General features: G+C 57.3%; 27 protein-coding genes. 18 read left to right on the top strand and 9 right to left on the bottom strand.

The window, feature by feature from the left end; all coding sequences use genetic code 11:
• Genes AC13CY_RS14955 through AC13CY_RS14935 form a run of 5 tightly spaced genes read left to right on the top strand, consistent with a single transcriptional unit; the run spans position 1 to position 5275 of the window.
• Positions 1 to 351, top strand: coding sequence for a GPW/gp25 family protein (locus AC13CY_RS14955; protein WP_483052732.1), 351 nt, complete (start codon positions 1 to 3; stop codon positions 349 to 351).
• Positions 348 to 1244 (top strand): baseplate assembly protein, encoded by an 897-nt coding sequence (locus AC13CY_RS14950; RefSeq protein ID WP_483052731.1) that lies wholly within the window; start codon positions 348 to 350, stop codon positions 1242 to 1244. Before AC13CY_RS14955 ends, AC13CY_RS14950 begins: the two co-directional genes overlap by 4 nt.
• Positions 1237 to 1923: a phage tail protein I gene (locus AC13CY_RS14945; protein WP_483052730.1), complete on the top strand. Its 687-nt coding sequence runs from the start codon at positions 1237 to 1239 to the stop codon at positions 1921 to 1923. The genes AC13CY_RS14950 and AC13CY_RS14945 overlap by 8 nt, the downstream gene beginning before the upstream one ends.
• A 4-nt stretch (positions 1924 to 1927) precedes the next feature.
• Complete coding sequence (locus tag AC13CY_RS14940; protein ID WP_483052729.1) at positions 1928 to 4591, top strand: DUF7483 domain-containing protein; 2664 nt, start codon at positions 1928 to 1930, stop codon at positions 4589 to 4591.
• A 15-nt stretch (positions 4592 to 4606) separates the two neighbouring features.
• Positions 4607 to 5275, top strand: coding sequence for a DUF4376 domain-containing protein (locus AC13CY_RS14935; protein ID WP_483052728.1), 669 nt, complete (start codon positions 4607 to 4609; stop codon positions 5273 to 5275).
• A gap of 52 nt (positions 5276 to 5327) precedes the next feature.
• On the opposite strand, the gene AC13CY_RS14930 is transcribed toward AC13CY_RS14935, so the two are convergent.
• From AC13CY_RS14930 to AC13CY_RS14920, 3 genes are all read right to left on the bottom strand, one after another.
• Complete coding sequence (locus AC13CY_RS14930; protein ID WP_483052727.1) at positions 5328 to 5648, bottom strand: hypothetical protein; 321 nt, start codon at positions 5646 to 5648, stop codon at positions 5328 to 5330.
• Positions 5638 to 5910: a hypothetical protein gene (locus AC13CY_RS14925; RefSeq protein ID WP_483052726.1), complete on the bottom strand. Its 273-nt coding sequence runs from the start codon at positions 5908 to 5910 to the stop codon at positions 5638 to 5640. The genes AC13CY_RS14930 and AC13CY_RS14925 overlap by 11 nt, the downstream gene beginning before the upstream one ends.
• 259 nt (positions 5911 to 6169) lie before the next feature.
• On the bottom strand, positions 6170 to 7018 hold the full coding sequence (locus AC13CY_RS14920) for a hypothetical protein (RefSeq protein ID WP_483052725.1): 849 nt from the start codon (positions 7016 to 7018) through the stop codon (positions 6170 to 6172).
• A gap of 166 nt (positions 7019 to 7184) precedes the next feature.
• On the opposite strand from AC13CY_RS14920, the gene AC13CY_RS14915 reads away from it, so the two are divergent.
• From AC13CY_RS14915 to AC13CY_RS14885, 7 genes are read left to right on the top strand one after another with little or no spacing between them, the layout of a single operon-like run.
• Complete coding sequence (locus tag AC13CY_RS14915) at positions 7185 to 8369, top strand: phage tail sheath protein (protein WP_483052724.1); 1185 nt, start codon at positions 7185 to 7187, stop codon at positions 8367 to 8369.
• A gap of 21 nt (positions 8370 to 8390) precedes the next feature.
• Positions 8391 to 8903 carry a phage major tail tube protein gene (locus AC13CY_RS14910; protein ID WP_044627860.1) on the top strand — a complete coding sequence of 171 codons (513 nt, stop codon included), beginning with the start codon at positions 8391 to 8393 and terminating at the stop codon, positions 8901 to 8903.
• Between the two features lie 55 nt (positions 8904 to 8958).
• Positions 8959 to 9267: a phage tail assembly protein gene (locus tag AC13CY_RS14905; RefSeq protein WP_139525405.1), complete on the top strand. Its 309-nt coding sequence runs from the start codon at positions 8959 to 8961 to the stop codon at positions 9265 to 9267.
• A 26-nt stretch (positions 9268 to 9293) separates the two neighbouring features.
• On the top strand, positions 9294 to 9431 hold the full coding sequence (locus AC13CY_RS14900; protein WP_082051383.1) for a GpE family phage tail protein: 138 nt from the start codon (positions 9294 to 9296) through the stop codon (positions 9429 to 9431).
• Complete coding sequence (locus AC13CY_RS14895) at positions 9421 to 12003, top strand: phage tail tape measure protein (RefSeq protein WP_483052723.1); 2583 nt, start codon at positions 9421 to 9423, stop codon at positions 12001 to 12003. Before AC13CY_RS14900 ends, AC13CY_RS14895 begins: the two co-directional genes overlap by 11 nt.
• A gap of 14 nt (positions 12004 to 12017) precedes the next feature.
• On the top strand, positions 12018 to 12461 hold the full coding sequence (locus AC13CY_RS14890) for a phage tail protein (protein WP_483052722.1): 444 nt from the start codon (positions 12018 to 12020) through the stop codon (positions 12459 to 12461).
• Positions 12458 to 13444 (top strand): phage late control D family protein, encoded by a 987-nt coding sequence (locus AC13CY_RS14885; RefSeq protein WP_483052721.1) that lies wholly within the window; start codon positions 12458 to 12460, stop codon positions 13442 to 13444. Before AC13CY_RS14890 ends, AC13CY_RS14885 begins: the two co-directional genes overlap by 4 nt.
• Positions 13445 to 13446: 2 nt before the next feature.
• On the opposite strand, the gene AC13CY_RS14880 is transcribed toward AC13CY_RS14885, so the two are convergent.
• From AC13CY_RS14880 to AC13CY_RS14855, 6 genes are all read right to left on the bottom strand, one after another.
• Positions 13447 to 14442: a hypothetical protein gene (locus AC13CY_RS14880; protein WP_483052720.1), complete on the bottom strand. Its 996-nt coding sequence runs from the start codon at positions 14440 to 14442 to the stop codon at positions 13447 to 13449.
• A 248-nt stretch (positions 14443 to 14690) separates the two neighbouring features.
• Positions 14691 to 15041 carry a transcriptional repressor LexA gene (locus AC13CY_RS14875; protein WP_483052719.1) on the bottom strand — a complete coding sequence of 117 codons (351 nt, stop codon included), beginning with the start codon at positions 15039 to 15041 and terminating at the stop codon, positions 14691 to 14693.
• A gap of 173 nt (positions 15042 to 15214) precedes the next feature.
• A complete protein-coding gene (locus AC13CY_RS14870; RefSeq protein ID WP_483052718.1) occupies positions 15215 to 15586 on the bottom strand; it encodes an ASCH domain-containing protein in 372 nt (123 codons plus the stop codon).
• The gene (locus tag AC13CY_RS14865; protein WP_483052717.1) at positions 15564 to 16619 is read right to left on the bottom strand and encodes an N-acetyltransferase; all 1056 of its coding nucleotides are present in this window, start codon (positions 16617 to 16619) and stop codon (positions 15564 to 15566) included. The genes AC13CY_RS14870 and AC13CY_RS14865 overlap by 23 nt, the downstream gene beginning before the upstream one ends.
• Before the next feature lie 339 nt (positions 16620 to 16958).
• Positions 16959 to 17876, bottom strand: a complete 918-nt coding sequence (locus tag AC13CY_RS14860; RefSeq protein WP_483052716.1) for a BRCT domain-containing protein — start codon at positions 17874 to 17876, stop codon at positions 16959 to 16961.
• Positions 17877 to 17941: 65 nt separating this feature from the next.
• On the bottom strand, positions 17942 to 18607 hold the full coding sequence (locus AC13CY_RS14855; RefSeq protein WP_483052715.1) for an XRE family transcriptional regulator: 666 nt from the start codon (positions 18605 to 18607) through the stop codon (positions 17942 to 17944).
• Positions 18608 to 18699: 92 nt separating this feature from the next.
• Between AC13CY_RS14855 and AC13CY_RS14850 the strand changes: the two genes are divergently transcribed.
• The 6 genes from AC13CY_RS14850 to AC13CY_RS14825 all read left to right on the top strand — a co-directional run bounded on the left by AC13CY_RS14850 (position 18700) and on the right by AC13CY_RS14825 (position 22858).
• Complete coding sequence (locus tag AC13CY_RS14850) at positions 18700 to 19026, top strand: hypothetical protein (RefSeq protein WP_483052714.1); 327 nt, start codon at positions 18700 to 18702, stop codon at positions 19024 to 19026.
• Positions 19027 to 19071: 45 nt separating this feature from the next.
• A complete protein-coding gene (locus AC13CY_RS14845) occupies positions 19072 to 19278 on the top strand; it encodes a hypothetical protein (RefSeq protein WP_483052713.1) in 207 nt (68 codons plus the stop codon).
• A 25-nt stretch (positions 19279 to 19303) separates the two neighbouring features.
• Entirely contained in the window at positions 19304 to 19507 is a 204-nt protein-coding gene (locus AC13CY_RS14840; RefSeq protein ID WP_044627875.1) for a hypothetical protein, read from the top strand.
• Positions 19508 to 19545: 38 nt separating this feature from the next.
• Complete coding sequence (locus AC13CY_RS14835) at positions 19546 to 19746, top strand: hypothetical protein (RefSeq protein WP_239296065.1); 201 nt, start codon at positions 19546 to 19548, stop codon at positions 19744 to 19746.
• Positions 19746 to 20030 carry an Ogr/Delta-like zinc finger protein gene (locus AC13CY_RS14830; RefSeq protein ID WP_219863131.1) on the top strand — a complete coding sequence of 95 codons (285 nt, stop codon included), beginning with the start codon at positions 19746 to 19748 and terminating at the stop codon, positions 20028 to 20030. Before AC13CY_RS14835 ends, AC13CY_RS14830 begins: the two co-directional genes overlap by 1 nt.
• A 161-nt stretch (positions 20031 to 20191) precedes the next feature.
• Positions 20192 to 22858 carry a toprim domain-containing protein gene (locus AC13CY_RS14825; RefSeq protein ID WP_483052712.1) on the top strand — a complete coding sequence of 889 codons (2667 nt, stop codon included), beginning with the start codon at positions 20192 to 20194 and terminating at the stop codon, positions 22856 to 22858.
• Positions 22859 to 22867 lie beyond the last annotated feature (9 nt).

Genomic DNA, 22867 nt, shown 5'->3' with positions numbered 1-22867 from the left:
ATGCCAGGTATGAACGCAAACAACGGCCGCGCCATGGAGCCACTCGCTCACATCCAGCAATCGGTGGCGGACATTCTCACCACCCCAATTGGCTCCCGCGTGATGCGTCGGGACTACGGCTCGCTGTTGCCGGAACTGATCGACCAGCCTTTGAATGGCCCCACCGCACTGCGTGCCTACGCCGCTACGGTGGTGGCCTTGATGAAGTGGGAACCGCGCATTCGCGTGCAGCAAGTCACCCGGCAAGTCTCCACCCAACGCCCCGGACGCTTTGATCTCATCATTAGCGGCCGCCGTGTCGATACCGGTGAAAGCGTCAGTCTGGCCGTGCCGCTCAGGGGGAACGTATGAACAGCCCTATTGATCTTTCACGGCTGCCCGCCCCGGCGGTGATTGAACCGCTCGACTTCGAAACTATTTTCGCAGAGCTGACCACCGACCTGATCAGTCGCGACCCAGCACTGGCCGACACCCTCACCTTGGAAAGCGAGCCGCTCACCAAATTATTAGAGGTGGCCGCCTACCGTGAGCTGTTGCTACGCCAACGCATCAACGAAGCCGCTAAGGCGGTGATGCTCGCCTACGCCCAAGATGAGGACCTCGAACACCTGGCAGCGCTGTTCGATGTTGAACGGCTGGAAATAGCCCCCGGCGACCCAGACGCCACCCCACCGGTAGCCCCTACGTTCGAAAGAAACGACGCCCTGCGCCGCCGCGTGCTGCTATCGCTCGATGGTCTTAGCACCGCCGGGCCAGAGCGCGCCTACGTGTATCACGCGCTCAGTGCCAGCGGCGATGTCAAAGACGCCGATGCCTTCAGCGAAGCCCCCGGCGAAGTCACCGTGGTGGTGCTGTCGCAAGTGGATAGCGGCACAGCCTCCGCCGAGCTACTCAGTACCGTCAGCGCCGCCGTGAACGCTGCAGACACCCGCCCGCTGACCGATTACCCCACCGCCGTGAGCGCCGAGATTATCGGCTATACCATCCGCGCGATACTGCACATTTTGCCGGGACCGGAAGCTGCCGTGGTACGTGAAAACGCCCTGGCGGCAGCGAAAGCCTACACCCAGGAACAGCACCGCATCGGCGCGCAAGTCACGCTCTCCGGCGTGTACGCCGCGCTCCACCAGCCCGGTGTGCAGCGGGTAGAACTGCTCAGCCCCACGGCCACCCTCACCACCACCCGCAAGCAAGCGCCCTACTGCAACGCTATCGAGCTAACCAGCGAGGTGGTCAATGGCTAACCACCTGCTACCACCCAATGCCACACCCCAAGAGCGCGCCGTCAGCGAAACGTTCAGCCGCACCGACGCCATTAGCGTACCCATTCGCGCACTGTGGCGGCCTTACGATTGCCCAGAACGGCTACTCCCCTGGCTGGCCTGGGCGCTATCGGTGGATGAATGGGATGAACAGTGGAGCGAGGCACAAAAGCGCAATGCGATTGATGCCTCGGTATACCTGCACCGGCACAAAGGCACCCCGGCCGCAGTGCAGCGCGCCGTAGATCTCATCTTTGACGATGCAGAGGTGCAAGAGTGGTTTCACTACGGTGGCCAGCCCTTTCATTTTCGCGTGGTGAGTGAAGGTGCGTTTACCAGCGAGCGCGACTACCAGCGTCTGATTCGCCTGATCGAATCCGCCAAGAACGCCCGCAGCTGGCTGGAAGCCATCGTCATTCGCAGCCGTATCACGCAGGAAATCACCCTGGCCACTGCCACCGTTCAAGGGGTGCATACCCGCATGGGGCCACGCCCGGCCACACCACGAATCACCCCGAGTGAGTTCAACACCAGCTCTGTGCAGCACTCCGCGTCACGCGTTCGCATTTCACCGTGGCAGTTACGCCTGGTGATGGGCGAAGCCGCTACCGCCCACTCAACCGCCTATCACGAACACCGTCATATCACCGTAAGAGGTTAAAACGATGGCCAACTTTCCCGGCTTAGTGCTCACCCAGGCAGGCCGCAACCTACAAGCCAAAGCCCAGATCGGCGCGCCTTTAACGTTTTCCCGCGTCGCCCTCGGCGACGGGATCAGCGCGGCACCGGATGCGATGGCAGCGCTAGATAACGAACGGCTATCGCTCAGCATCCAAGACTTTGAAGTGATTGGCGACGGCACCTCACGCATGCGCGTCATCATGACCAATGAGTCATTGGATAACGGCTTTTTTGTGCGCGAGCTAGGCGTATTTGCCGAAGACCCGGACACTGGCGAAGAGCAGCTCTACAGCTACTCCAACGCTGGAGACCAGCCCGACTTTCTACCCGCCGGTGGCGGCGCAACCCTGGTTGAAAACGTCTTTGACCTCTACACCGTGGTCGGCAACGCGCAAAACGTCACCGCCAAGATCAACGACTACATCACGATCGCTACAAAGCAGGACATCGACGTCATCCGGCCCTACATTCTGCCCACGGGAGGCTTAACAGGGCAGATGCCACGTAAGGCATCCAATGCTGAAGGCGACACCGAGTGGTTCGACCCTGATGAGGGGATGAATGTCCGCGTGCACAGTATCACTGAGCGCCGGATGGCGGTGGCCGGGCAGACGGTGTTCAACCTGCGGGAAACCCGCACCGATGGCTTGGCGGTCTATGTCAACGGCCTGCGCCTGGACCCGGACCAGTACACCAAGCTGAACCAGACCCAGGTGGAGCTGGGCACCGCGCTGGGGGCAGGTGACGTGGTGCAGTTCGTCAACAATGAGGAAACCGGCCTGGACGAACTGGCGCGCGTTTCCCTGACCGGCCCCACGCTGGTGTTTGAGGATTCCACGAACACTTACACCATCACCGATCATGATGTCTTTTCGACCTACGGCGTCAGCACGGACGTGGGCACCGCAAGCGTTTCCGGCGATACCATCACGCTGACAATCCCGATGGGAGCAACTGCCAGCGCCGCGAACCTATCCGTGACCCGCAACGGGGGAACCAGCACCTTCCAGGTCGCAGTCAATGAGCAGACGGTGGCCCAGCCCGAACTGCAGCAGCCTGCAGACGGCGCCACGGACGTGGTGTTTGATCCGCTGCTGACGGCATCCGCGTTCGTGGTCTACCCAAGTGGCGCCGACACGCATGCAAGCACGGACTGGCAGATCGCCACGGACAGCGCCTTTTCCACGATTGCCTGGCAGTCCCTGGCGGACACCGCCAACCTTGAGAGCATCCAGCTACCCAGCGGGACGCTGGATCCACTGACCACCTATTACATTCGCGTGCGCTACAACGGCAGCAGCATCGGTGCGTCAGCCTGGTCCGGCATGGTGGCGATCACCACGTCCGCCGAGTACATCGAGCAGCCGACCATCACCGCGCCGGCAGATGGCACTGTGGATGTGGCGACAGACCCGAATATCACCACCAGCGCGTTTACGGTCATGGGCACCGACACCCACGCCAGCACGGATTGGCAGATCAGTGACCTGTCAGACTTTTCCAATATCGTCTGGCAGTCCCTGGCGGACACGGCCAACCTGGAAAGCATCAGCGTCCCTAGCGGGATACTGGCGCTCGAAACCAGTTATTACGTTCGTGCACGCCACACCGGCAACGGCCTGGGGGATTCGGAATGGTCACCGGTGAATTCATTCGTAACCCGTGCCGGAGTGACGCCCCAGGAAGCGTTCTCTACGACGCTCTACACCGGAAACGGCAGCACGCAAACCATCACGAACGGGATTGATTTTGCGGGTGAGGGTGGGCTGGTTTGGATTAAGCGCAGAGATGGGACTAGGGACAATGCTCTTTTTGACACCGTGCGGCACCCTCAAAGCTTCATCAGCACCAATAAAGCCTCGGCTGCGGAAGTTTTTGCGCCTTATGAGACGCTTTACTATTCCGACGGCTTCAAAACTGGATACAGCGGGACTGTTTCCGACTCAGGCGGGGAGTTCGTTTCCTGGTCATTCCGACAAGCCTCCAAGTTCTTCGATGTTGTCAGCTACACAGGCGACGGCACAAGCGGACGGCAGATAGCGCATGACTTGGGTGTTGCGCCGGGGATGGTTGTTGTTAAGTCCACGAGTATGTCTGTTAATTGGGCGGTCTATCATCGAGAGGCCGCTATTTCAGGGTACCCTGCTAACGGACCCGAAACAGGTGTAGGCACTTTAAATTCAACTAGTGGCTATCATCTTGATTCGACTGCATGGAATAGCGCCGCCCCTACCAGCTCTCATTTTACAGTTGGCAATAGCGGTCTATCTAACTCGTCAGGGCAAGAATACATCGCCTATTTATTCGCCCACGACCCGAGCGATAGCGGCATTATTCAGTGCGGAAGTTTTACGACAGATAGCACCAAAGGCATTGTTGGTGGTGACGTTTATCTCGGCTGGGAGCCCCAGTATCTGCTGCTAAAAAGAACCGATGGTATAGGTAACTGGGAGATAGTCGATACTCAGCGTGGCTGGGGTTCAGCAATGAGCAATTCAAATATGCTGCTTGCCAATGCAACTAGCGCCGAAGATGCCGGAGGCGACGCAAAAAACTTTACTTCAGTGGGACTGAGCGGAGAGTCCTACAACTGGCCTTCAGCTAATGCCGAATTCATTTATATGGCCATCCGTAAGCCGGTTATTTAAGGGAGGTGCAGCGCCATGAAATACGCAGCAGTTAAGACCCAGGCGATCCTGGGAACCTTTGAATACTCTCAGGCTGAAGCAAACGCGATCCTGAACCGGCACGGGGTTGCACAAGCCGCGCCGGAAGATCCGGCTCCGGTGGTCACTGGCGTGGTGGACCTGCTGCCGGTGGTGGACGTGACGGACTATCCAGAAACGGCACGGTTCTACCATATCGGCCAGCCAGTGCTGACCGTGGCAGCAGATGGCCAGGCGGTCGAGGAAAGCCGGCCGATCAATCCTTACGCGATGGACTACCTCCGGAGCCTAGTGCTGGATGATCTAGCCGACCACCGCTGGCGAATCGAAACAGGCGGCGTAACGCTGCCCGACGGTGCGCGCATCCTCACAGACCGCGAGAGCCAGGCGCAGGTCAACTCAGCGTATACGAGCCTGCGTGATGACTTCATCCCGACAGCGGATTTTAAGGGCGAAAACGGTTGGGTGTTAATCACGCTCGAAGAGATCGCCCCGATTGCCAAAGCAGTGGCCCGGCATGTGCAGCCGTGTTTCACGGCTGAGCGCCGAGTCGCTGAGAAAATTAACGCCGCCGAAGATGCTGAAGCGCTGCACGCTATCGATATCGCCGCTGAATTTGCCGCCGAGCTGGAAGCGATTAAGGCTGAACAACTGGAGGCAGCATAAGCATCTGCCGCGACCGAAACCTAAAGCCACCCAAGCCCGCCACCCGGCGGGCTTACTCTGTCAGCCGTCGAGCTAAATTGATATACGAAAACAGCTCACGTGCAAGCGGAGAGAGCGAATTAGGGTTCTGCGCAGCGCCGCTTAATCCAGGTGTGTCACTGGTCACCAAGCTCGTACTCATAAGTCCAGTGGTGATCGCCGATAGCATTGTGCTCTCTATTCCTAGAGTGTCTTCGCACTCCTTGATGAACGCTTCACGATTACTTTTAAGATCGCGGCGAAAATCCGCGTCAACGTAGACTTGGTGCCGGTGCATCATCAGTAGAATATCCAACTCAGTCTTCGTGATGCCGCTAAGGGCACTAATGGCCATGTGTACAAGATCTGGCTTGTTTTCCCATGTCTCCCGCTTTAATGCCGCCAATCATGGCATCGGCAATGTAGTCGACCACTTCCCTTTCAGAACAAACTTCAAATGCTCTGCCCACTTTCATGAACAGAGCGAAACGTTGATCGCTATTGCATAGTTGCTCTTCGGTCATCCCGTGGTCATTTGCTTTTTGGAGCAGCCGCTCAAACTTCCAAGCCATGTAGCCCTGGTAGGCTAACGCTGCGCTCTTAGGTATTAATTCCATTTCATCGACCCCAACCGCATAAGTTTCATGACTACTCTAACCCAATAGCCTGTGGAACAGCATTGCGCGAAATCAGCCGTGCATCAGGCGGGGACGATCGAAGCGGCGGAGGCAGCGGCCAAGGGGGCGATTGAGCAGTTGAATCGGTAACGGCTGCGGAGGGATAGCCAATCACACTACACACAGAAGCCTGTCGATTGGCGGGCTTCTTTGTGTTTTCAAGCTACATCTCCACTTATACCAAACTTAAAAGCAGGATTCACTCCACAGGAAGTAGTGGCTTTATCAACTCTCCAATTTCTTGCCATTGAGCTAACTCATCTCTAGACCCCTTATAATCCGGAAGCATACGTAGATATAAAACCGCATCACCAACATCTTCCCGTTCTAATCCAACCAAATATGCATGCCAGCAAAGAAAATAAAACTTATACTCTTCAGCCACATCATCTTCTTTGTCTAAATACATATCAAAATAATCTTCAAGCAAAAAATCCGAATCAATACAATCCATCATAAACTCAAGCAAAGAGTAAGCTTTCTTGTAATTCATATAGATAAATCGACAAAGACTTGAGACCTCAACTCTACCTATCAGAACTTTCACTTTACCTGGATTAGAAATAAAATCCCTTGCTTTAGGGGCTATTATTCCAAACTCTTGAACAAGACCATCCATCAAAAGATCATCTTCTTGAAAAGGTGACACATGGTAGCCCAAGTAACTAACGAAATCGTTAAACATAGGCGGAAACAATACAGCAGCTTTATTATGCGCTAATTCGATCTGACGACGCATCTCTTCAGCTTTTAATTGTTTTTTTGATATCTTTATCTGCTTATTCTGTTTTATTATCATTTTATCTTGACTATCAATAAGCTTTTGCTGCTGTCTCAACGTAATCACAAAAGCCATTAATGTCGCCACTACGGCAGCCACACCTACAGTCCCTGATAGATACGTCGCAAAATCTGCCCACTTCCCTGTATCAGTGGAAATAGCCAGCTCTCTGAAATTCCAAGCATAAGCACCTATCGCAATAACAGCGATTATCAGCACGGCAATTGCCAGTGCCCAATAACTGTGCTTTTTAATCCACTTCAACATCCCAACATTCCCTTAACAGTCACTTTCCCGCACCTTACCACACCCACCATGTAAACCACCCCACTTACACCCACCACCGCTACCACCCTCCACCTAGCCCCCGCACGATACCTGCGTGAATTCACCCTTTTCGTTACCCGAACAGTGAACCTGCGCAGGAGCCACCATGGCACTCGATCAATACCACCACGGCGTGCGCGTTGCGGAAGTTAATGACGGCACGCGTACCATCCGCACCGTCTCCACAGCGGTGATTGGCGTGGTCTGCACCGCATCCGACGCAGATGCCACCATCTTCCCCCTCAACCAGCCCGCGCTGGTGACCAATGTGGATACCGCCATTGGCAAAGCGGGCACCCAAGGCACGCTGAAAGACACCCTCACCGCCATTGGCCAGCAAGCCAAGCCGATCATCGTCGTGGTGCGGGTAGAGGAAGGCATCGACGACGACGAAACTACCGCCAATGTGATTGGCACCACCACGGAGCTAGGCCAGCGCACCGGGCTGCAGGCACTGCTGACCGCCAAGCAGAAGCTGGGCGTGACGCCGCGCATTATCGGCGTGCCTTATTTGGATACCCAACCGGTGGCCACCGCGATGGTCTCGGTGCTGCAGCAGCTGCGCGCCTTCGGCTACGTGTACGCCCACGGCTGCGAGACCCTCACCGACGTGCTGGCCTACCGCGATCAGTTCGGTGCCCGCGAGCTGATGGTGATCTGGCCCCAATGGCAAGCGTTCGATACCGACGATGCCCAAATTCGCGATATCAGCCCCGTGGCCATCGCCCTGGGCCTGCGCGCCAAGCTCGACCAAACCGTGGGCTGGCACAAAACCCTAAGTAACGTCGCGGTGAACGGCGTCACCGGCATCAGCAAAGACGTGTTCTGGGATCTGCAAAGCCCCAACACCGATGCCGGGCTGCTCAACGCCGCCGATGTCACCACCCTGGTCAACCAGAACGGCTACCGCTTCTGGGGCTCGCGCACCTGCGCCGGGCCAGAAAGCCTCTTCCCCTTCGAGAACTACACCCGCACCGCCCAGATCCTCGCCGACACCGTGGCCGAAGCGCACCTCTGGGCGGTGGATCTGCCTCTGCACGCTTCCCTGGCGCGAGACATCATCGAAGGCCTGAACGCCAAGTTCCGCGAGCTGAAAACCCTGGGGCTGATTGTCGATGGCAGCGCTTGGCTAAACGAGGAGCTCAACACCCAGACCTCCCTCAAGGGCGGCAAGCTGCGCATCGACTACGACTACACGCCGGTACCGCCGCTGGAAGACCTCGGTTTTCAGCAGCGCATCACCGACTCCTACCTGGCCGACTTCGCCGAGCGCGTCGCGGCCACCGCCTGATTGGATTAGCGAGAGACCCCTATGGCACTCCCGAAAAAGCTCAAAGACCTCAACCTGTTCAGCAACGGCGAAAGCTGGCAGGGCATCGTCCAGTCGATCACCTTGCCCACTCTCACCCGCAAGATCGAAGAGTGGCGCGGCGGCGGCATGGACGGCGCGGTAGGTATCGATATGGGCCAAGACGGCCTGCTCACCGTGCAGTGGACGGTAGGCGGGCTGGTTGAAAGCCTGTTCGACAACTTCGGCACCGCCCGCATCGATGCCGACATGCTGCGCATGACCGGCAGCTATGAGCGCGACGACATCGACGACGCCTCCTCGGTCGAGGTGGTCATGCGCGGCCGCCACACCGAGATCGATATGGGCGATGCCCAAACCGGCGAGAACACCGAGCACCAGGTCACCAGCACGCTCAGCTACTACAAGCTCACCATCGACGGTACCGAGAAAATCGAGATCGACCTGGTGAACGGCGTGTTCAAGGTCAACGGCGTTGACCGCCTCGCGGGTCGCCGCCAGCGCCTGGGTATTTAACACAGGCATCTAAGCCCGCCCCTTTTTCCCTTAACCCAACACAAGGAACACTCTCATGACCAAAGCTGCCGTCACCCAAGCCATCGCTGCGACTATCACCCTGGATACCCCGCTCACCCGGGGCGAAACCGAAATCACCGAGCTGCGCCTGCGCAAGCCCACCTCCGGCGAGCTGCGCGGCGTCTCGCTGGCCGATGTGCTGCAGATGCAAACCGACGCGCTGATCACCCTGATCCCGCGCCTCTCCAACCCCTCGCTCACCGCCACCGAGGTGCGCCAGATGGACCCGGCGGATCTCGTGCAGTGCGGCGGTGAAATCGCCGGTTTTTTGCTGACGAAGCGGGCCAAGGGCGAGAGCGAATAAACCTCCCCAACCAGGTAGAAGACGCGATGGCGGATCTCGCCATCGTCTTCCACTGGACCCCGCAAGACTGCGCCGCCTTCACCCTGCGCGAACTCATGGCCTGGCGAGAAAGAGCGCGCAAACGCAGCACCACCACAGACACCAGGAGCCAGCGTGGCCGGTAACAACCTCAAGCTGCAGGTCATTTTAAACGCCGTGGATAGGGCCACCCGCCCGCTGCGGGCCATCGACCGTGCCAGCCAGGCCGCTTCTCAGGCCATGCGTGAAAACCGCGACCGCCTAAAGCAGCTGCAGGCCACGCAGAAGAACGTCAGCTCCTTTCGTACCCTCACCCGGCAATCCTCGGAAACCACCACCGCCCTGCGGGAACAGCAAGAGCGCATTCGTCGCCTCTCGCAGCAAATGCACACCCACCAGGGCGACACCGCCGCCCTGCGCGCTGAACGGCAAAAGGCCATTACCCAAGCGCGCAGGCTCAGCCAGCGGGTGGACGAAGAACGCCAGCAGCTCCAGCGGCTGCGCAGTACCCTGAACGAAAACGGCGTCAGCACCGCCCACCTCTCCCGCGATCAACGGCGGCTCTCCAGCGAGATCCAGCAGGCCAATACCGCCGTGGAAGAGCAGCGGCAGCGGCTCAAACGGCTGGCCGAACAGCAGCGCAACGCCGCCCAAGCGCGTGGCCGCTACGACCGCGCCATGAGCCTGCGCAGCAGCATGGCCGGTACCGGCGCGGGCATGGTGGCCAGCGGCGGTGCCGCGCTGTACGCCGGGGCACGGCTGCTGGCTCCTGGTGTTGAATACGGGGAATCGATGTCGCGGGTGCAGGCGCTCACCCGCCTGGAGGGAGACGACGAACGCCTGGCAGCGCTTCGCCAGCAAGCGCGGGAGCTAGGGGCCACCACCGCCTTTAGCGCCGGGCAATCCGCCGATGCCCAAGGCTACCTGGCGATGGCCGGTTTCAACCCCGCCGCCATTCAAGCGGCCATGCCGGATATGCTCAACCTGGCACTGGCCAACCAAACGGATCTCGCCCGCACGGCAGATATCTCCTCCAACATCCTCTCCGGCTTCGGGTTAGACCCCGCCGAGATGGGCCGCGTGGGCGATGTGCTCACCGCCACCACCACGCGGGCCAACGTCGATTTAGAGATGCTGGGCGAGTCGATGAAGTACGTCGCCCCGCAAGCGCGGGCGATGAATATGTCGCTGGAACAGTCCGCCGCCATGGCCGGGCTGCTGGGTAACGTAGGTATTCAAGGTAGCCAGGCAGGCACCACCCTGCGCGCCATGGTCACCCGCTTGGCCGCGCCCACCGGGGCCGCCGCCGGTGCGCTGGCCGACCTCGGCGTGAACGCCAAAGACGCCGAAGGTAACCTGCGCGACATCCCCCGCATTCTCACCGACGTAGCGAGAGCCACCGAAGCGATGGGCAACGCTGACCGCGCCGCCTACCTAAAAGACATCTTCGGCGAAGAACCCGGCGCAGGCATGGCGGAACTGATCGCCCAGCAAGGCAGCGAAGGCATCGAAGCGTTTGTCGAGATCCTTTCCAACGCCGCCGGGGAAAACGCCCGGGTGGCGAAAACCATGGCCGACAACATCGGCGGCGACCTGAAATCGCTCAAATCGGCCTGGGATGAAGTGGGTATCTCAATCACCGAGACCAACAACGGCGCGCTGCGCGGCCTGATTCAGAACGTTACCGCCATTACTCGCGGCATCGGCCGCTGGATCAACGAAAACCCCAAGCTGGCAGGCACCCTCGCCAAAGCCGCCGCCCTGGTGGCGGTGCTGGTGGCAGCAGGCGGCGCGCTTACGCTGATGCTCGCCTCCATCCTCGGCCCCTTCGCCATGGTGCGCTTTGGCATGGCGATGCTCGGCCCGCAGGCGCTAATGGTGGGTAAAGCGCTTACCTGGTTAGGTGGGGTGATTCGCGCCGTGGGTATGCTGGCCGTGGCCAACCCCATTGGCGCAGCCGTGGCTGCCATTGCCGCTGCGGCGTACCTCATCTACCGCTACTGGGAACCCATCAAAGCCTTCTTCCAAGGTCTGTGGCAGCAGGTAAAAACCGCGTTCGGTGATGGGCTAGGGGCGGTCGCGCAGCTGCTGATGAACTGGTCGCCGCTTGGGCTGCTGTACCGGGGCATCACCACCGCCCTTTCTGCGCTGGGCGTCGAGATCCCCGAACAATTCCGCTCGCTGGGCAGCGCCATTGTGGATGGCCTGATGAGCGGGCTGACCGGCAAGCTGGCCGACCTACGCGACCGCGTGGTGGGCATTGCAGGCAACGTGCGCAGCTGGTTTGCCGACGTGCTGGACATCAACAGCCCCTCCCGCGTGTTCACCCAGCTAGGCGGCTACACGGTAGACGGCCTAAACCAAGGGCTAGACGCCCAGCGGGACGAACCCGCTAGACGCATTCAAGAGATCTCCCGCCGCGTAAGCCGCGCCGGAGCCGGGCTAGCACTCGGGGCAGCCACCCTGCCCGCCGTGGCGATGCCCAACATAGAGCAGCAAGCGCCCATTCAGTTCGATACCCGGCCGCCGCTCACGGCGCAAAGCTCCCAGGCCAGCGGTTTTACGATGGGCGATATCAACATCAACGTCACGCCCGCCCCCGGCATGAACGAACAGCAGCTCGCCCAGTACGTGGCGCAGGAAGTACAGCGCGCCCTCACCAACGCTCAGCGCGACGCCCAGGCGCGGCAGCGTTCGTCACTGCGCGACCTCGACTAACCGGAGAACTGATCATGTTAATGGCGTTAGGCATGTTTGTATTTGAGACCCGTAGCGTGCCTTATCAGGAATTAAAACGCATCACCGAATGGCGGCACCCCAGCCAATCCCGCGTGGGGCAGCGGCCCGCTTACCAGTTTGCAGGCCCAGGGGCGGACACCATCACCCTAAGCGGCACCCTGCTGCCCACCTTCACCGGCGGCCGCTTTAGCCTGGATGAGATCCGCGAGATGGCCGATCAAGGCAACGCCTGGCCACTGGTCGAAGGTACCGGCCGCCAGTACGGCCTATGGGTGGTCACCCGGGTAGAAGAAGCTAGCACGCACTTCTTCCGCGACGGCGCGGCGGAGAAAATCGAGTTCAACCTCACGCTGGAACACGTCGATGATGAGCGCACCGACCTGATCGGCCGCTTGGCACTGCCCGCCGTGGCGCGATTGGCCGGGGGCTATGTATGAACTCCTACCCTAAGCCCAGCTATCGCATCACCCTGGATGGCACCGACATCACCCCGCGCATCAACGGCCGCCTGATTAGCCTTTCACTACGCGAGCAACGCGGGCTGGAAGCCGACCAGCTGGACATTACCTTGGCCGACAACGACGGCCAGCTCTCCATTCCCCCACGCGGGGCCGAGCTGCAGGTGGCGTTTGGCTGGCAGGAGGAAGGGCTGGTGGATAAGGGCCGCTTTACGGTGGATGAAGTGCAGCACAGCGGCACGCCGGACCAGCTCACCATTCGCGCCCGCTCCGCGGATATGCGCGGCCAACTGCCCGGCAAGCGCACCCAGGGCTGGCACGATGTCACGCTGGGCGAGATCGTCACCACCATCGCTGGCCGCAATAGCCTGGAGCCAGTGGTGGCCGCCGCCCTCAACGGCATCCGCATTGGCCATATCGACCAAACCGACGAATCCGACCTGAATTTTCTCACCCGCCTGGGCGAACGGTACGATGCCATTGCCGCCATCAAAGCCGGGCGCATGCTGTTCACCGTGGCTGGCCAAGGGCTCACCGCCAGCGGCCGCGCCATGCCCGCCATCACCCTCACCCGCCGCGACGGCGACCAGCACCGCTACAGCGTGACCGACCGCGACGCCTACAGCGGCGTAAAAGCCTACTGGAACGACACGCGAGGCGCAGAGCGCCAAACTGTACTGGCAGGCACGGACGAGAACGCAAAACAGCTACGTCCCACCTACGCCACGGAAGACGACGCCCTGGCCGCCGCCCGCGCCGAGTGGCAACGCATCCAACGCGGCCTGGCAGAATTCGAGTTAACGCTGGCACTAGGCCGCGCCGACCTGCTGCCCGAAACCCCGCTCACGCTCGCGGGCTTCAAGCCTCAGATCGACGCCACTGCCTGGCTGGTGAGCGAGGTCACGCACTCGCTGAATGATGGGGGGTTTGGGACGGTGGTTAGGTGTGAGGTAAGAGGTTAGCTTTATGCAGCTATTATCAAATTCGTCGCATTAAACTGCTCGATTATCTCAGAATCAGCTTCTGATATTTTTTGTGCTGCTTTAGATGGAGATACAGGAGCCTCGAACTTATTAAAGCTCCACATCCGGTACAATTGAACTCGTTCACTGTTTTCAGATGTTAAATAGATAAAAAATTTTGTATCTGAATTTTCAAACATGATTTTTTCTGAACAGTAGTTTCTTACTCGCTCACACAAAGGGTCAATCTCTAAAAGTTCATTATGCAGCTTTGCCACGGATCTCGCTGAAGAATTGTGTTCGGTGTATTCCAAACGACTTATGAGACCCTTCTTTTTTACCAGCTCATCAATAAGGCTCGATCTGTATGCATGGTTAAAAATATTTAACCCTTGAACCTCACCCAATGTATGCGTGAGCACACTTACTTCCTTCTCGACTTTACCTGTGACTTCGTTCTTTTCTTCAACTACTTTTCTAACATCCACAGTTATGGATCGCCTACCTGACTTAGCCATTTCCTTTAGTTTTGAAACAGCACCAGAAGGTAAAGAATTTATCAAATCAGAAACATACTTATTTACACTGCTTATCTTTTGAGCTTCCACCTCTATTTTACTTATAATCTTTTCTTTATCATAGAAACAATGATTAACATACCTAACTCTTTCAAAGAACCGCTTTTTATTGTCGTAGTGAACTACTGACCTTCGTAGCTCACCTTCTGGGTCAAAATCTTTAACGCATGTACTTCCAAGGAGAGACTTGACTCCATCAGTTAACTCAACAACGTAACCATTCCTGTGATTTTGACCACATATATCTTTTTTCTTTTTTTGACAAAAACACTTTAGATGAGGTTCTGAATCACTTAAACGATAGTCTCCTATCAATGCAACAAAATTTTTTGCATTCACTGCGGTAGGGGTTTGAGTATCTACGATCTCAAGAATATCACTAGTACGCTCATAAGAATTTATATCTAGTCTCTTACTCATCCCTACCCCTAGCTGTCTTAGGCTCACGTATATTTTCTTAATATAACCTAGCACACAGGTAGCGCGTGAACCAATCTGGAACGGGAGGCAAATTAATACCCCCAGCCATTCCATGGCTGGGGGTATCGGTGCCGCATCCTTCTGGCGAGGCGGAGTCCGTCCCGCGTGCTTCCAAGCGACTGATTTATCTTCTCAAAAAATCATGCGGGCGGCTGTAAGCCATCGCTGATTCGTGTGTAAGAAATTGCCTACAACGCCCAGCACCGCGCCTGCCTCACCACCACACCACGAAACTGCGTTGCCGTGATGAAGCATCCTTCTCCACCCAAAGGCGGCAACAGGCGGCAGCGGCTGCCCACACGCTGGGTTTTGAATAGCCGGTACTCGCCCTCTACCTCCGCCACCACCAGATCCGCGTGGCCATACGAGCGCGCTTCGTCCACCACCAGCACGTCGCCTTCCATCCATGGCCCACCGGGGTGCGCCTCGTCGCTGATCTCCACCAGAAAACAGGTCGGCGGAAATTTTCGCCGGTCCATCTCCGCTACCGCCGGGTGCTCCACACCCACCACGGCAGGCCCCAAGTAGGTCACTCGCATCCGCGTTCCCCTGTTGGCTCCATCACGAGCGATGCCCTGCACCGCGTCCCAATGTCTATACTGTGAAAATTATCAGTGCTTAACAAGGGTTATGGATATCTACGATAGAAGAAGGGATTGTTAAGGCGAAAAAAAGCCCAACCGGGTGGCGGCTGGGCTTTGGAACAAGAAAACTAGAGGTAACGGTATGACTGAGGTGCCGCACCGTTAGAAACCACTTGGTTAAGGTCGAAGGGTTCACTGTAGCGCACAGGGTTTTTTACTTTAATCGCAAACCCCTTATCTCGACCAGTAAAGTAGGATTCAAAAAAGCTCAAGCTGATACCCGCGTGATGCTTAGTTTCTTCCCATAACTCACTAGGTTCTAGAGATAGCACACCATCAATATCAAACTCTCCGATTACCTTACCTACCGGCTTTGTTGCATAAATGACTACTTTCTCTACATCTTCTCTTTTAAATATAGACTTGCGAAACTCAAAATGCTTACTCCCATCAAGAATGGAGTTTGCATATTCCGGTTTAATCGATAATAAGACTTTCATCTACACCACCATTTATCAAAATGCCTTTAGCGGCTTGGGGATTTAAAGGAACCAAGCTCCACCGAATTTTTTCTGGTATCTGATATACATCTATCAAATGACCGCGCGTAATCCGCTTTTTCATAGCTACATTATAGCTGAACTTGACGATAAATGGATACTTCTTGGTAGCATAAAACGCTTGAAGCTCTTTAAGATCAAACACACTATAAGATTCACAATAACGTCTAAATTCTTCAAAATTAGCGAACTCGTGAATATTTCTCACTTCTTCCACAACACACGCTGACGTTACAACCGACCTAAATCTTGCAGGCCCTTGTCCGTCACCTGTGCGATAAATTAAAAGTACATCACCTCGCTGAAAGGCGGAAGCCTCACGCATGGCAGTCAAGTATATTTTATGAATACTATTCGTGTGTGAAACATCCTGCACCACATCGAAACTTTCATTATTAAGAATGGAGTCAGGCAGCATTCTGGTATGAAACTCTGGATAAATAGCAAGCAAATAGCATCTATTCGATTTCATATCCAGAATGGGGTAATTTAAAAGTGAATCTCGATGAAACGCCCCAATCTGTTTAACAAACACCAACTCAGTACCATTCTGAGTACGCTTACCTCCATGTACTTCAAAACCATACCGACGCAGTAGTGAAATTAGACCTTCATGCTTTTCAAAAACGGTAACGTAAATCTCTTTTAAATGATTCTCGACAGCATGGTCAAAAATTTTCTTGATAAAGCGTTCACCCAGCCGAGTACCGTGGGCATTGATCTTCAATGTGCCCACTTTTAAACGCGGAAGGGGTGGTAGTGGCGGATCGACGTCGGGGACGGCTTCATCTTCACGTTTCAAATAAAGAAAGCCGTCTACATTCCCTAATTGATTGTAGAAAACATACGCTCCTTCACCTTGGGCCGCTTTTCTACTAAACCAATCAGAAAATTCTTGATAGTCATACTTCAAAGAGTCGAAAAAAACATCGTTCAAATCGACTGTAGAAAAATATTGATAGATTAGTGCCACTCCCTTCCCCTCCATCCTTTTTTATTGAAGCAAACCTGCCTGACTTTCAGTTCTCATTAAAATTTTGCGATGGGTGGCCGTCAACTTTCAAGCGCCTTCCATCGATGACCCACCTGGGGGCACCTCGTCGCCGATCTCGACCAGAAAGCAACTCGGCGGAAACTTCCGCCGGTCCATCTCCGCTATCGCGGGGTGCTCCACACCCACCACGGCAGGCCCCAAGTAGTTCACTCGCATGCTGTTGCCCTGTGCTAGCTCCATATTTAGCAACGCGCCTAAGTATTGGCCGTCGCTTCCCTAGCGTTTAATACTGTACAAGAAAACAATGTCTAACGAGGGTTATGGCATCACACCATTTTCAATTAAATCCAGAAATTGGTCTTCACTAAGCACCGTACAGCCTTGCGCACGCGCCTGCTCTAATTTAGCCGAACCTGCACGCGGCCCAGCACAAAGAAAATCCAGATTTTGCGTCACGGTTTTCCGCACGATCATGCCATACGCTTCAGCATCGTCTTCCAGCATCTCTCTATCGCTAGCTGAAAATCCTGTAAACAGTATCTCCATGGCGTCTACGTTCTGCTTTTTCTGTGCAGATATAGGCCCCCTGGATGACAACAGAAATTCTCCTTCCAAAAACTCTACAATCCGATCACGCCGGAAGGTGCGAACGTCCCCAGCTTTGTGGCAGAAGCCCTCTAGATAAACGCCCTCTTCACGCCAGTTAGAAACCTCACGCGTAGTAATGCTTCCCTGCGAGTCTTCGTAAATGAAGTGAAGATTGCCAGTCGTAGCAGTCGAGCGTGGTGCTAGGTACGAAGAGGCACGTTTACCCGTGCGTTTCTGGATGTGAGCACGAACCGCCTGACGATTATTTTCTAAGGCTTGCTCAAGTGAGTCAGGTGCCGCATTAGATTGGGGAGATTTTGAAGCTGCTTTAGCTGTTTCGTTCGTTACTTTATTGATGGTTTGTCTGTTACTTTTACGCCATGAGAGCCAGAGCGGTATTAGCATAGGCAGAGATACTACTAGCCCCATAGCCGCACCACTCCAACCGAAGGGTTCCCCATCCTCGTTTGTTACCCCCAGAATGCCTGCAAAAAATAGCGATAGGCCAATTGTGGGAAATATGAATAGCGAAGCTCCAACCAAATGCCGTAACCACCACGGACGACCATTCACTCTCATGCAACGAACTAGCCAAAACCAGCTAGCAATACCGATGCCCAGGCCAGCTAAAATTGAAAAATCATCCATCCCTACCTCCCTGTTTTATCTTTCAGCAGTCTCATAGCTGCCTTTATGTCTTTATGGTTTTACAGCTACACGATCCTGCCAATCCGAATCTCACACCGCCCCAGAATTTCCACATCGTGCATATCCTGCGGCTTGATCATCTCCGGCTGATAATGCTCGTTATCACTAATTAAGAACAACGCCCCGCCCGCCAGGCGCTGTACCCGCTTAATCCGCCTTTCACCACTCACCAGCAGCAAAAACACCCCCTCCTGCTTCGGGTCGCGCTTGCTCCGATCCACCAGCACCCAGTCGCCATCGGCCAAGGTGCCGTCCATCGAATCCCCACGCACTTTGATGCCCACTACCTGGGCAGGGTCTAGCCCCTGCTCGGCCAGCTCGCTGCTAGGAAAATGAAGGGTGGTTTTGATCGGCTCGCCTTCGAAGCTACGACCAGCGCCCGCAGCAGCTTCGATGTCGTACATCTTGATGGGTGAAAGCTCTACCGATGGTTCACTTAACGCAACTCCTAGAGGTTGAGCAGTGGCAGTTCCTGAACGCTGGCCTTTGAGCACGTAAAAGACATCTACGCCTTCATCAGAAACGGCGGAAAGGTAGGAAGAATCAGGGCTACTGGCACCTTTTTCATATTTGATCTGGGTGGTTTTTCCTACACCCCCAATCTGCGCAAGGGCCGTTTGACTCAACCCAATCCGCTCACGTTCTTCTCTAAGACGTTCGCCAATGCTCATTTTTATGAACCATCCTTATTGACAGGTTCATTTTTGTGAACCATTCTATTCATGTCTTTCACTTCGATACACATGCAAAAGGAACCACTGCCATGGTCACCCTCATTGCCACGATCATCTTGCCGCCTTCCCCCACCGTGCTGTTTCGCGGGGTGGAAGTGAATCTGGACCGCTGTTCGCCACGTACCCGCCGCACCATTGAAACGGCGCTGCGCCAGGGCACGGAGAAGCCCAACCCGCTGGCCGATCTCGAAGCGCTGGAAGAGCGCACCACCGCCCAGGCGGTGAGCCAGCTCGCTGCCACGATGCTGGCCCAAAACGCGCCGTTTGAGCAGGTGGAAGACGCCCTGTGCGAACTGCGCACCCACATGGATGAGCACTTCCTGCAGCGCAAGCTGGTGCGCTTGTACGAGCGCTAAACCGCTGCGGCCAAAGTTATTCACTCTGATACGGAAGCCTACCCCATGACCTCGCCCAACGCTATTGCCCCAAAGCCAATTTATGCCCCCAAAGGCTGTACCAGCACAGTTTTGACGCGCATGACCGAAGACGAACGCGCCGACCTGGAGCGCATCGCCGAGCTGGAAATGCGTTCGCTCTCGGCCACCGCCCGCATGTTGCTGCTGCGCGGCATCGCCCAGTACGACCAAGACACGCTGAATGCCGAATGACCCTGCCTGCATAAGGATGTTTGCCATGTACCAGGACCCCAAACGTGTGCGCACCCGCTACGCCGCTCTCAATTTGGATCAGTACGAGGCCCGACTGATCGATGCGCTGGTGGATTACACCGGCATCGAGCGGGCATCGCTGCTGCGCCAACTGGTGCTGAAAGAAGCCCTAGAGACGCTGGGCGTTGCGGATCTCTCACTTAGCACTGTGCCCCAGCAGGCGTCGTAAAGGCAGGGCTTTTTGAGGCCCTCAAGGAGCATTGAGGTATGGCTGACCAACCGGCACGCGGCGAACGCCTTCCGCTGAACGACCAGCTAGAGGCCGCGCTGCAGCAGGTGTGTGAACAGCAGGATTTAACCAGCCTGGACGACGCCGCCGAATGGCTACTGCGGCGGCGGCTACGCAAAGGCACCCAAGGGCTCACCGGCCGAGGCCGCGCCCTTTACCCCGTAGGGAGAAACCATTGATGTCGACCGCTTCCAAGCACCGTATGCCCTGCCCCCACTGCGGCCACAACATGCGGGTCCGCAACAGCCAGGGGCTAACACCGGTGTACCGCGAAGGGGTAGTGGAGTGCCGCAACGTGGAGTGCGGCTTTCGAGGCAAGGCGGGGTTTCAGGTGCTGCACACCCTAACCCCGAGCGATATCCCCAACGCCCGGGTGGATCTGCCGTTCGCGCCTCGCCTGATCCAGCAGATGCAATTAGACATCACCCGCCCAGCCGCCAACGACGAACGTTATGAGGGTTAAGACGATGCAGAGAGCTGCCCATCACCCAAGGCCCCCGCGGCCACCACGCCCCTTTCGGCCTGTGTGTTATGCCCGGCCGAAAGGGGGCACCCACGGCCCCGCCGGTGCCGTGAGCTAAGCCCAAGCCCAGCCCCATCCATTTGTTGAATAAGGAGGCGAGCGTGAATTCATCGCTGCGCCAGGACATTGTTGCGCGCTTGATCAGCGATTTTGAGGCGATTGAGCGCGGCCCCTACCTGCAACGGGTGCGCTGCCCGGAGTGCGGTAAGCGCGAGGCGTATATCAACGCCGACGCGCCGTGGATGCTGAAATGCGGGCGGGAAAATAACTGTGGCGCGCAAATCCACATCAAAGCGCTGTTCCCGGATCTGTTCCGCTCCTGGAGCGAGCGCTACAGCCCGAAAGCCAACGAGAAACCCACTTCCACCACGCCGGTGGCCGATGGCTACCTGCGCGATGGCCGAGGGTTCGAGCTTTCCCGCCTTCAGGGCTGGTACACCCAGGAGAGCTACTGGAAGCCGGAGATAGGCGGTACTGCCACCGTGCGCTTTGCGCTTCCCGGCGGCGCTTACTGGGAGCGCCTGCTGGATAACCCGGAGCGCTTCGGCAAGCAGAAGGCCAATTTCGTTGGCCGCTACAAAGGCCAGTGGTGGTGCCCGCCTGCCCTCACGGCTGCTGATTTAGTCGCGGCTGGGGAAGTGTGGATTGTAGAGGGCATCTTCGATGCGATCGCCCTTTACCACCACGGCATTGCGGCGGTTTCCGCCATGAGCTGCGCCAACTACCCCGACGAGGCGTTGAACGCCCTTTCCGATGCCGCGCATAAGGCAGGCACCAGCCGCCCCACGTTGGTGTGGGCGTTGGATAACAACCGCGCTGGCCATAACGCCACCCATAAGCACGTGAAGCGTGCCAGGGCGGCGGGCTGGGCGTGCCACGCGGCGCAGATCCCCCACGGTGGCCACGACTGGAACGATGCCCACCAGCGCGGCGAGCTAACCGAGAAACACCAGGAAACCTACCGCTACCACGGCGACCTGCTGTTGGCCCCCACGGCCATGGCGAAGGCGCTGTTGATGTACAAGCGCCGTGAACAGCGGGAGTTCTGGTTCGAGTTCAAACGCCAGCTGTGGTGGTGGAAGCTGGATATGGATGCCTTCGACCGCGCCCTGCGCGCCGATGGGCTGGATGGTGAAGACCAGCGGCAGATCGACCCCGCCCTGCGCGATGCGGCGCTGGAGCAATCCGGCAGCGTGAAGCGCATCTGCACCTGTTTCCCCACGGCGCTGTACTACCAGGCCAACGCGGTGACCGATGAGAGCTGGTACTACTACCGCGTGGAGTTTCCCGACGGCCGCCCGCCGATCAAAAACACCTTTAGCGGCGGCCAGCTGGCCTCTGCCTCAGAGTACAAAAAGCGCCTGCTGGGCATTGCGCCAGGTGCGGTGTGGACGGGTACCAGCCAGCAGCTCGATAGCCTGCTGCAGGACCAGATCGGCAACATCAAAACCGTCGAGACCATCGACTTCATCGGCTACAGCAAGGAGCACGGCGCCTATGTGTTCGGCGATCTTGCCGTGGCCGGTGGCAAGGTGGTGCCGATCAACAGCGAGGACTTTTTCGAGCTTGGCCCCCGCCGCCAGTTGAAAACCTTGAGCCAATCCGTGGCGCTGCACATCAACCCCGACCGCAAGGCGTTCAGCACCGAGTGGACACAGCAGCTTTTGGGCGCGTTTGGCTCCCGGGGCGTGGTGGCCTTGGCTTATTGGATGGGCAGCCTGCTGGCGGAGCAGATCCGCGCCGAGATGGGTAGCTTCCCGTTTTTGGAGATTGTGGGTGAAGCCGGCGCGGGTAAATCCACGCTGATCGAGTTCCTCTGGAAGCTGTGTGGCCGGCGCGACTATGAGGGTTTCGACCCCAGCAAGGCCACCATGCCCGCCCGCAGCCGTAACTTTGCCCAGGTGAGCAACCTGCCGGTGGTGCTGATCGAATCCGACCGCGAGCAGGAAGGGGGTGCCAAGCAGAAGCAGTTCGATTGGGATGAGCTGAAAACCGCCTTTAACGGCCGTTCGATCCGCGCCCGTGGCGTGAAGAACAGCGGCAACGACACCTACGAGCCGCCCTTTCGCGGCAGCATCGTGATTAGTCAGAACGCTCCGGTGCAGGCGGGCGAGGCGATTCAAACCCGTATCTGCCACCTGCATTTCACCCGGGAAGGCCAGAACAAAACCACCAAAGCGCTGGCCGAGGCGCTGGAGCGTACCGAGCTAGAGCACGTCAGCCAGTTCGCCCTGGCCGTGGCCCAGCGGGAAGCCGCACTGCTGGCCACCATCACCCAGCGCGCCCGCCACTACGCCGACCGCTTGGCCGACGACCCGGATATCAAGGTGCTGCGCATCGCCAAGTGCCACGGCCAGCTAATGGCGTTGGTGGAGTGCCTGGGGCCGGAGGGCTTGGGGCTGTTCGACCAGCAAACCATCGACATGGCCAACGGCATGGTGGAGCAGATGGCCCGCGAGCGGCAGCAATCCATCAACGCCGACCACCCGATGGTGGCCGAATTTTGGGAAGCCTTCGACTACATCGAGGGCCTGCGCGATGAGCCGCAGCTGAACCACTACGGCAAGGGCAGCGAGCACATCGCCGTGAACCTCAAAGACTTCGAGCGCACCTGCGCCGAGTACAAGCTGCGCACCCCCGAAATGCGCGAGCTGAAGCGCTATTTGAAGACCAGCAAGACCCGCAAGTTTGTCGAATCCAACCGCACCGTGAACTCCCGCGTCCGCCTGCACGGCGGCAGCGTGAAGTGCTGGGTGTTTCAAGCATAAAGGAGCCTG

It is taken from the genome of Vreelandella sp. L-15 (genome assembly GCF_056857635.1).
The sequence above is the reverse complement of the archived record's forward strand: the minus strand, read 5'-3'. Positions and strand labels throughout refer to the sequence as shown.

Bases quoted from the DNA above. Each gene is read 5' to 3' on its own strand.
- AC13CY_RS14955 (WP_483052732.1), top strand. From the start codon at position 1: ATGCCAGGTATGAACGCAAACAACGGCCGCGCCATGGAGCCACTCGCT.
- AC13CY_RS14950 (WP_483052731.1), top strand. From the start codon at position 348: ATGAACAGCCCTATTGATCTTTCACGGCTGCCCGCCCCGGCGGTGATT.
- AC13CY_RS14945 (WP_483052730.1), top strand. From the start codon at position 1,237: ATGGCTAACCACCTGCTACCACCCAATGCCACACCCCAAGAGCGCGCC.
- AC13CY_RS14940 (WP_483052729.1), top strand. From the start codon at position 1,928: ATGGCCAACTTTCCCGGCTTAGTGCTCACCCAGGCAGGCCGCAACCTA.
- AC13CY_RS14935 (WP_483052728.1), top strand. From the start codon at position 4,607: ATGAAATACGCAGCAGTTAAGACCCAGGCGATCCTGGGAACCTTTGAA.
- AC13CY_RS14930 (WP_483052727.1), bottom strand. From the start codon at position 5,648: ATGGCCATTAGTGCCCTTAGCGGCATCACGAAGACTGAGTTGGATATT.
- AC13CY_RS14925 (WP_483052726.1), bottom strand. From the start codon at position 5,910: ATGGAATTAATACCTAAGAGCGCAGCGTTAGCCTACCAGGGCTACATG.
- AC13CY_RS14920 (WP_483052725.1), bottom strand. From the start codon at position 7,018: ATGTTGAAGTGGATTAAAAAGCACAGTTATTGGGCACTGGCAATTGCC.
- AC13CY_RS14915 (WP_483052724.1), top strand. From the start codon at position 7,185: ATGGCACTCGATCAATACCACCACGGCGTGCGCGTTGCGGAAGTTAAT.
- AC13CY_RS14910 (WP_044627860.1), top strand. From the start codon at position 8,391: ATGGCACTCCCGAAAAAGCTCAAAGACCTCAACCTGTTCAGCAACGGC.
- AC13CY_RS14905 (WP_139525405.1), top strand. From the start codon at position 8,959: ATGACCAAAGCTGCCGTCACCCAAGCCATCGCTGCGACTATCACCCTG.
- AC13CY_RS14900 (WP_082051383.1), top strand. From the start codon at position 9,294: ATGGCGGATCTCGCCATCGTCTTCCACTGGACCCCGCAAGACTGCGCC.
- AC13CY_RS14890 (WP_483052722.1), top strand. From the start codon at position 12,018: ATGTTAATGGCGTTAGGCATGTTTGTATTTGAGACCCGTAGCGTGCCT.
- AC13CY_RS14885 (WP_483052721.1), top strand. From the start codon at position 12,458: ATGAACTCCTACCCTAAGCCCAGCTATCGCATCACCCTGGATGGCACC.
- AC13CY_RS14880 (WP_483052720.1), bottom strand. From the start codon at position 14,442: ATGAGTAAGAGACTAGATATAAATTCTTATGAGCGTACTAGTGATATT.
- AC13CY_RS14875 (WP_483052719.1), bottom strand. From the start codon at position 15,041: ATGCGAGTGACCTACTTGGGGCCTGCCGTGGTGGGTGTGGAGCACCCG.
- AC13CY_RS14870 (WP_483052718.1), bottom strand. From the start codon at position 15,586: ATGAAAGTCTTATTATCGATTAAACCGGAATATGCAAACTCCATTCTT.
- AC13CY_RS14860 (WP_483052716.1), bottom strand. From the start codon at position 17,876: ATGGATGATTTTTCAATTTTAGCTGGCCTGGGCATCGGTATTGCTAGC.
- AC13CY_RS14855 (WP_483052715.1), bottom strand. From the start codon at position 18,607: ATGAGCATTGGCGAACGTCTTAGAGAAGAACGTGAGCGGATTGGGTTG.
- AC13CY_RS14850 (WP_483052714.1), top strand. From the start codon at position 18,700: ATGGTCACCCTCATTGCCACGATCATCTTGCCGCCTTCCCCCACCGTG.
- AC13CY_RS14845 (WP_483052713.1), top strand. From the start codon at position 19,072: ATGACCTCGCCCAACGCTATTGCCCCAAAGCCAATTTATGCCCCCAAA.
- AC13CY_RS14840 (WP_044627875.1), top strand. From the start codon at position 19,304: ATGTACCAGGACCCCAAACGTGTGCGCACCCGCTACGCCGCTCTCAAT.
- AC13CY_RS14835 (WP_239296065.1), top strand. From the start codon at position 19,546: ATGGCTGACCAACCGGCACGCGGCGAACGCCTTCCGCTGAACGACCAG.
- AC13CY_RS14830 (WP_219863131.1), top strand. From the start codon at position 19,746: ATGTCGACCGCTTCCAAGCACCGTATGCCCTGCCCCCACTGCGGCCAC.